Origin of the sequence: Natrarchaeobius chitinivorans, assembly GCF_003841505.1 — an archaeon.
Taxonomy (GTDB): domain Archaea; phylum Halobacteriota; class Halobacteria; order Halobacteriales; family Natrialbaceae; genus Natrarchaeobius; species Natrarchaeobius chitinivorans.
Genome location: NZ_REGA01000036.1, coordinates 1 through 8,555 on the forward strand (window position 1 = coordinate 1; position 8,555 = coordinate 8,555).

Sequence of the window (8,555 nt, forward strand, 5' to 3'; positions counted from 1 at the left end):
GGTGAGCCAGCGGTCTCCCCGACGAACAACGCAGCTGAGAATGCACTTCGTGAACCAGTCGTTCTCCGGAAAATCATCGGGACACTCCGGAACGATCGAGGTATGTTCGTTCACGAGACGATCTTGTCCCTGCTGGCGACATGGCGCCAGCAGGGACGCAATCCCTACGAAGAACTTCGCCGAGTCGTCAGCAACAATGAGATGATCTCACGGGCTCACGCTGTACCGGCTGTCGAGACTTCGGGGTAAACTCATACGTATAGCTTATTGAATTATCCGCCTCGGAACACGCTCTTCATGCGCCTTCTGATTGAGTGGTCATCGACAGGTTGCTCACGAATCTGCTCGAGGGTCTCCTCCCGCTGTTCAAGGAGTGTGCGCAACTCGTTACGTTCTGCAGTGAGCGTCTCGAGTTGCTCACGTTGCTCAACGATGGTTTGCTCGAGGTCATCGACTCGGTGCTCGAGCAGTCGGTTTTTCTCCTCGAGGTAGGTCTGTTTAGGCCTCGAAGTATCGTTCTGGACGTAACTCTCGAACGGAGAGTCGACTCCAACCTCCATCGTATTTCCAGAGACAGCTGCTGATGGATCGTAGAACTCGTCCGTTGCATCAATAGCCCGTTCGATCGTTTTCTCACCGTACGTCGATCCATCCGCGTAGTGCACCTCGTCCCACTTTTCACGGCTGAGTCCGGACTGGCGAAACAGTCGGTCCATCCGTGCGTGATCCCCACCCGTCCAGAACGCAAGCAAACAACACAACGCCATATCGGCTTCTGACTGACTATCGTACCCAGCAGTCGAGCCACGCCACAGTCGATCGAACTTCTCCCCGTTGCTCGCCGAGCGTGCTTTCTCGAGGAGGTCTTCATCCTCGAGTTCCAGTGGCTGATCACGAGCCTCGGTATTTGGTGACTCGTCGTCGACAGTGCCAGCCGTGCCACTCTCCTCGGACGCGACGAATTCCTCGTGGACCTCCTCGAGTGCCTCCTGACGCTCGTTGATCGACGTCGGCGTTCCGTCGACGTGGTCTGCGGTCACCGTAAAGAAACGAGCCTGGTCGTACATCTCGATCGAGCCATGTCGGTTCCGACCATCGGGAAGATCGCCCTCGAGGAGTACGTGATACCCCGTTCCCGATGGCGAAACCTCAGTGAACGAATCAAGCTGTTCGATGATCGACGACGCCGGCTCGAGTGGCTCGCCTGCCTCAGGATCGCGGCAATCATCTAAGTCCACACCGACCAGCGGATCCGTCGCCGTGAAGACGAAGCCAACTCCATCGGCTGCACCAGTCGCCACGTACTCGAGTGCCCGCTCAAGAGAAGTCCACGTCCGATCATCCATCGTCGACGCAAAGCTCCCAGTCTCCGGATTGACTGGTACCTTCGTTGTCTTCCCATCGCGGTCCGCTGCTCGCCAGCAAGTCCACTGCGTTCGTTCAGCGAGTGTATCCGGTATTGCTTCGACATCAATTCTACATGCTATCTGATCACTCATGGTTGACCTCCATTGGAGATGACTCTCCGACTCTCGAGGAGTCGAAAAAACTCGAGGGTGTGAACGCTTCGTCGCTCTCGAATGCCTGGACCGACGGGATAACCCTCCTCTATACTAGTCGGTTTTGGCCCCGGATTTGCCTGGACATCAACCGCAGTCTTGCGGTTTTTCCCTGGACATCCTCGTCCAGGCATTCTTCCGATTTCCGGAAAGCCTGGACGACAGTGGTTGCAGATGGAATCTACTCGATACATAGTGGTGTCTCTCATAGCTTATTCGAGGAAGGTTCGGCCATAGGACGACAGTGTAATACCAGTATAGTGGCGTACACGCTCGCCGTCACGTGTTGGGCGATACTCGTCATACGCAACATGCTCGCTCAACTTCCGGCCGAACCAGGATTTCGCATACGCCTCTTGATCGTGTGCGTCTGCCCATGCTTCATAGGCGTTGTATAGTCCGTCTTTTGCGATTTCGGCGTGTTCCTGTTCGATGAGACACTCCTCGACGAAGGTCCCAAAATCCACGCACTGTGAGCTATTTGATGAGCAGCCTTCAGACAGACTCTCTGAGGAATCAGGAGTAGGTGATTCACACCCAGGTTTTGAGTGAGGAGTTGAGACGGAATCGTCAGATTGCTCTTGTTCAGTGGAACTGAGTGAACGGACAGCGGTCAGCGAATCCGACTCTTCGATAAGAACATCGAGAGATCGTAATTGTCCATCACGATAGATCCGTATTGTGCCGCTGTCACTCTCGATCACAGCAATCACGTGTGGCTCGAGCGCCTCATTCAGTTGCGAGGTGCCAGTGTTGGGGACAAACGGCTCTCGAATTGGTATCCACTCTTGTTTGAACGCTGATTTAGTCTCGTAGATATGGCGTTCGGTGGGTTCGTAGACAACGTACTCATCGGCAGCTCTGTCATAGCTATATACCGCCGGAACATCACTTCGTGAGAGCGACTCGAACGACGAGACGGTCATAAATCCAGTTCCCGATCCATCACTCAGCAGATACTCGCCAGCTTCCCAAGTCCACACAGAACGTCTCGAGTTACCTGTCGCTGGCCGAACTGCAGTCACGCCGTCTCGAGCGTTCGCACCGCCATCAAACGTGATGTGCGAGTCAGTCGTGTATAATCGAACATCGCCAGACTCGAGTTCGTTGACTGGCCAAGAGAGGATATCCTCAAGGCGAGTAGCAGTCTGCAGTTCATCGTCACTGTCCTCAGCGGTAGCAACGACGAACAGCGGGATGTGGCTGTCATCCCGAGCTCGTTGGAAGTTTCGAAGAACCTTCACTGGCTTGTCGACCGTCGTTGACTCGACCTCGATATCGAATATTTGGTCACAGTCGGGATGAATCGCTCGCCCATCTGGTTTCTCGCTTCCATCCTGCGTAAAGACCGTGACATCGAAACCCTGCCGAGAGAGTTCCCGCTCAGCGGTGAACAACAACTCATCATGACGATCACTTCCCGACGATCGGACACCGCCCGTATCTGGCTCGGTCACCGCTTCGCCCTCGTCGGTTAACCGAACGACAATCTTGTTGTGGTCCTGGTCGAGTGAGACCTCGAGTAACCGGGAACGGTCCCGGATTTCTCCAAGCTCTTCGATCGACGGCGGTGACGCATCGGCAGCCTCGAATTGTGTTCTAAGTGCATGATCAACTTGCTGAACAGCAACCCATCCATTCTCCTCGCGAGCATCCTGTTGAAGCTGGATGGTACGAACTGCGTTTGCGAGCGCAATATCGAGATCTTCGGATGCTAATTCGAACGTTTCGCGGACAGTATCCGGGGTCCGACTCGTTGGAGGAGCTTCAGTTACAGCACCGTATTCAGTGTCCGCTCGTTCGTGAATCCGCTCAAGTGCTTGCTGAAACGCCTGCTCCTCGATGGCAGTCAGCGGATCATCACTCTCGGGATGTCCCGATGGAATCGGAAGTGGAGCCAAGCTGAACGGCTCGGGACCGGTCTCGCCGAACGTCGGACTCGGGAGGCGAACAACCCATTCGCCACGTGGAAGTGACCGGATCCGATTGGCGAACTCGACGGGATCCATGTCCTCGTGAGCCATTACCTTCGCAATCTCGTTGTCGACAGCGATCTTGCCGATGATCGGGCTTCCGACGTCGTTCAAAACATTCAGATAGACCTCACGGCCGCCCTTGACGTCGAGCTGCTCGGGGAACTGCAGGGAGAGACCAACAGAGAGTCGGAAGCTCCGACCCTTCTCCAACAGCGTGTTCATTATATCAGAGACGGCCAGACTCGAGGCCTCATCGATGATCAGATTAACCACGTAGTCATCCGGCTTTTGCTGTAAATCGTCACCACGCTCTTTCAGCGCGTTGTAGAGCTCCGTTAGAATCACACCCGTCATCGCCTTCGCCGACTCATCGCGAAGGCCACTGAGATCGAAGAGAATGACCTCCCGACCGTCGAGGACATCACGGAAGTCAAACTGCGGTTCAGTGTTGTTGAACACTCGGCGGAGATGCTCGTCCTGGGAAATGTAGTCGAGGCGGTTGCTCACGCCACCCATCACCGTTGCAAAGGTATTCGGGTCGAGCTGAAGCTGACGGTCGATCCGCCGTTGTACCTGTGGATTACTCGAGCGTGGTGCAGCGCCCTCCTCGGGATCTGGTGGGCCAGCACGCCAGAGTTGGTCGACGACGTACTCGAGTTGATCGTGAGCAAAGTAATCGACACTCTCACGGTAGCGGCCATTCTCGCGGCCATACTCGTCGTCGTAGAGCGTCTTGATGAGATACTTGATGAGCGTTGGTGCGACGACTGCTCGGTCGTAGCGCTCTTGACCCATCACCATTTTCAGGATCTCCTCGTAGTGATCCGCCTTGTTCTGGACCGCATCGATACGGCGGATCCCGTTCTCGAGTTGGTGCTCGATATTGAAGAACGCGAATCCTGGAAGTACCTCTGGAATCGGGAAGTGGAGGACGTTCTCCTCGAGGTCATCGACGCCGAATCGACGAGCGTGGGCTCGCATGTAGTCCTTACAGAGGCCGTCACCCTTTGCGTCGATCAGAATGATCGGCCCGTCGGTCTGCTCGTATAGCGAGAGTTTGTCGTTGGTCAGCGATTTCGACTTTCCACCGCCGGTCGTTGCCGCACGGACATAGTGAGTGGGCAACAACGACGGTGGGAGACAAACCGGTTCATCCTCAGGTTCACCGTTCTCATCGATCGCATATCCAATTGCCATGCCCTCTCGAAACTCGTCCATCAGATCCGGATGTGGCCGTGGCAGTGGATTCCGAGAGCGTTGCTCGGAGCGTGTCCCACGGCTTCCTTCGACTGTCAGATCCTGTGACGAGGGGACGACAGTGAGGTTCGCGAGTTCATCTGCGTTCAACACGAGATCTGGGCGGCGTTTCCCGCGCCCTATAGTCAGTTCGCCATCGAGTACGCGTTCGAGGACTGATTGAGCGCGTTTGCGTTTCGTTCGGTTCAAGATTCCCCTCGAGCGGAGTCGATATCCCTCGAGTTCGTAGAACGGCCCATCTAAGGCGGCCAGTGATTGAGCGAGTTGATCGAGTTGGGTTTCGACTCGATTATCTGTCTCGCCATCACCACAAGCTGGAAGCGCGACCGCTCGGGTATTGACTGTGAACGTTCGTTTCGGATGTTTGGCTTCGATGCGGTCGATTCGATTTCGAGTTTCGGTTCCGATGGTGCGCTGGTACTCCGCCGAGTCAACATCACCGGGTTCGAACAGCAGGCCGAGATAGCGCTGGGTGAATGTATCTCGTCCGTTTCGAAGGTCTTCGATGCGTAACTCTGCGTCCGCGATCCAGTCAGCCTTGCGCTGCCAGACCACCTGAAACGCGATCGGATACTCGAACGCGGTAAGATGATCGATTACCGTCGCGAGCGGGGGCTGGTCAGTATCGTACTCAGTTGGATCCGGATCTTGGTTCGCGAAAGATTTGATCGTCGTCATCCAGTCACGTTTGCGCTCGGCACAACCGTACCACTGGATACCAATTGGCTCGACCTCGTTGAGTGATGGCCGAGCCAAGATGGTCTCGGACGCTGGCGTGGACGCCGTACCGTCGTCGAGGACCGAATCGGCGTCTTGGGGAGACTCATCTGAAGTGTACTCTAGGATCGATCCATCGCCAAATTCGACGTCGCCAGCTTCGGACTCAAGGTCAGAGAACTCGAGTTCGTCGTTGGTCGACCGACCACCGTCAGTTCTCTCGACCCTGTCTTGCTCGTGGTCAGCCTGTTCATCGACAACTCGAGACTCTAGTAATCTTCCATCCTCGAGTCGCTCGTGATACTCGTCCCGTGTGTATTCGACGGGATGAATGAGTTTTTGCTCGAGTTCCAGCTCACATCGAGCGATGTCGAACGTCCGGGGATAGATCATCTTGAGCCGTTTCTCAAGTGTCTCGAGATGGGGTGATTGATCAACACCGTAGTAGAACTCGACTGGCTCGTCTTTCCCTTCACTGACAGCGAGAAATTCGAACGTCGGTGGTGCCGTATCGGCAAACGGATTCAGCCAATCCGACAAGCTCCGTGCATTCGGGTTCGTCAGTTTGTGCAGACTCTCGAGTGCGGCTGGAATCTCTGCAGTATGAAGTTCCTCAGAGGTGGGTGTCACGCGGATGTACTCACTCATCTGAGCGGTCACCTCCACCAGTCCACGTTAGCACTTCGTGGTCCGTGCCTCGCTGCTCTTCAGATGTATCGTCTGTTCGTCTGTCGTCTGTGGGTTGTCGCCCATCTTCTTCTGACACACCGGGAAGCTCGGCTCGAGACTGTTCTTTGGCGTCGAAGTCGATCACCTCCTTCTCTTTCTCGAGCGCATGGACCTCGATACCGCGCCAATCGCCGTCGACGCCAACGAGGGCTTCCGAGTAGCCAATGTCCTCGTTCCCTGGGACAGCATCCTGGACGAACCGCATCTGTGCCGAGTTCAACCCAAACTCGTTGGCCCAGTGCTGATCCATCCCATCGAGATGATGGAACTGCTTGATCGCACACTGGTCGAGGATTGCTTCAGACTCCGTATGCTGAAAGAACTCATCGACGGTCTGGGTGATCATCCGAACCGAAAGATTGTGATGACGGTGGTGGCGGAACACGATTTCGAGGTACTCGAGACTTGCGGCATCCTGCATCAGATATCGTGCTTCGTCAATGACGAAGACGACTTCCTTATCCGTCTCTTTTGCTCGTTCGTAGACCAGTGTGATCAGCAACTGCATGATGAGGCTCGTGCTGCCACCGAGACTGCCCTCCTGTTGGGCCAGATCGAGGTAGATCAGCTTCTCGTCGCGAAGGTCAAACTCGGTTGGTCGTCCAAGGTTTTCGTAGCGACCGTCCTCTGCAAAAGAGCGTAACTGATCGATTAACCACGTCGCATCCGATTCGATCTTCCGGGCTTCTTCGTCAGTTCGAACGACGAACCCCTCTGGACTGTCCACCATCTCCTCGAGGATATCGAGGACGTTGCGCAGTGTCGGGCTCTCGTTGTCGTGTGTCGCGATATCGTCGGTTATACCCTTTCGAGCATACGCATCTTCGATCGCTGTCTCGAGCGTCGTCCGTTTATCGCCGAGTTGGATGCCACGAAGCGCAAAGTAGTTCGAGAGGAAGCTCATCACGCTGTCGAGTTTCTCGCGATACGGACTCGCGTCCTCACCCATCGCTCGCTGGATCCGCTCGGGAGTCGGCTTAATCTCGAGCGGATTCAGCCCCATATCGCCACCGACCGTAATTCGCGCCCCACCGAGGGCTTCAGCGACGCCAGCCCAGTTGTTCAGCGGCTCGAGGATGATTCCGATTCGATCCTCGCTTTGCTCGATTGATCGGATAAAGTTTTGCTTCGCGCCAAACGACTTCCCGGAGCCTGGATCACCGATAGTGAACATTGCATACCCGTTTTCGCGAGCGAATGGATCGATTACGACCGGACTCCCGTTCTTCCAGTGCGTTCCAAACTCCACACCATCGTCCTCGAGAATCGTCGCATTGTGCGGTGAGGCAAGTAACGCACCGATTGCGCCACCGAGCGAGATTGCTTCACGCCCAAACGGGTTCGATCCGATCGGTGCAGCGGCCTGGAGAGCGAGATCTTGCTTACAAATCGCTGTCTTATTCGTCTTTAGCTAAGACTCACACCTCGGTTGCGTAGCGGTAGCGAGCGTCTCTTGTAACACTGGCCGTTGCTGGTGAATCTTCTGTGCGTCGTCGATCAGTCGGTCGAGCAGCGGTGGCGGCGAGTAGCCGAGATATTCGCCAAGTTCGTGGAGGATGAGCTGGGCGTGCGACCGGAAGGTCGCCGCCCAGCGTTCCGGCGGAAACACGATCTCATCGTCCGCTTGTTCGGTGACCAGATCAAGCAATTCACGACTCACGAGCAGTGACAGCAACGCCGCGTACAGCAGAATTTCGACAACATGCTTCTTTGTCGTGTCGAACTCGTCCAGTTCGTACTGCGTCTTCAACTCACGGAATAGCAACTCCACCTCCCACCGACACCGATAGATCGTCCCTAGATCCGACGGCAGGAACTCTTCTCTCGGGAGATTCGTGATGTACAGGTGGTAGTCGTCGGCGTCCTCTTTGCGGACGCCGACGACGCGAAACCGCTTTGTATCGCGTGACTGCGTTCCTCCGTACGGTCTTCGGTCGAACTCGGCTTCGACTTCCACGTCGATGTACTCGCGGTGCAGATTATCCACAACATCGTGGATCTGCTCACCTTCCAAGGGAATGGCGCGGCCGCGCCATTCCCGTAATTCCTCCGTTACGACCGGATTTGCGCTCTCTTTCAGCCGACTCACGAAGTAGCCGTCGTTCTCATCGATCAACGCGAAGCGGCGGTACTTGAAGTAGGCTCGGTCGAACAGAACGAGCCGATCTTCGAGCCACGATCCTGTGTTAAACAACGTGCTGTCGTGCGTTTTCTCGTCAGTCACGTCGAGCCGTTCTATCGTCTGCTCAGTGGCATTGTGGAGCAGGTGGAGCTTCGCTCCAGCCTGCTCCTCCTTGCGAGCTTCGTACTCATCGGC

3 protein-coding genes and 2 pseudogenes are annotated in these 8,555 nt (G+C 55.7%); 1 reads left to right on the plus strand and 4 read right to left on the minus strand.

Annotated features, from left to right (window positions below; translation table 11 throughout):
- Positions 1-249: pseudogene (locus EA473_RS21510) on the plus strand (IS66 family transposase); the annotation flags it as partial.
- A 23-nt stretch (positions 250-272) separates the two neighbouring features.
- On the opposite strand, the gene EA473_RS21515 reads toward EA473_RS21510, so the two are convergent.
- The 4 genes and pseudogenes from EA473_RS21515 to EA473_RS21530 all read right to left on the minus strand — a co-directional run.
- The gene (locus tag EA473_RS21515) at positions 273-1,499 is read right to left on the minus strand and encodes a phage NrS-1 polymerase family protein (protein WP_207890234.1); all 1,227 of its coding nucleotides are present in this window, start codon (positions 1,497-1,499) and stop codon (positions 273-275) included.
- Between the two features lie 272 nt (positions 1,500-1,771).
- Entirely contained in the window at positions 1,772-5,347 is a 3,576-nt protein-coding gene (locus EA473_RS21520; protein WP_243645339.1) for an ATP-binding protein, read from the minus strand.
- An 802-nt stretch (positions 5,348-6,149) separates the two neighbouring features.
- Positions 6,150-7,643 (minus strand): annotated as a pseudogene (locus EA473_RS21525) (VirB4 family type IV secretion system protein); the annotation flags it as partial.
- Between the two features lie 6 nt (positions 7,644-7,649).
- On the minus strand, positions 7,650-8,555 hold a 906-nt coding region (locus EA473_RS21530), incomplete at its 5' end, for an IS4 family transposase (protein WP_124197663.1).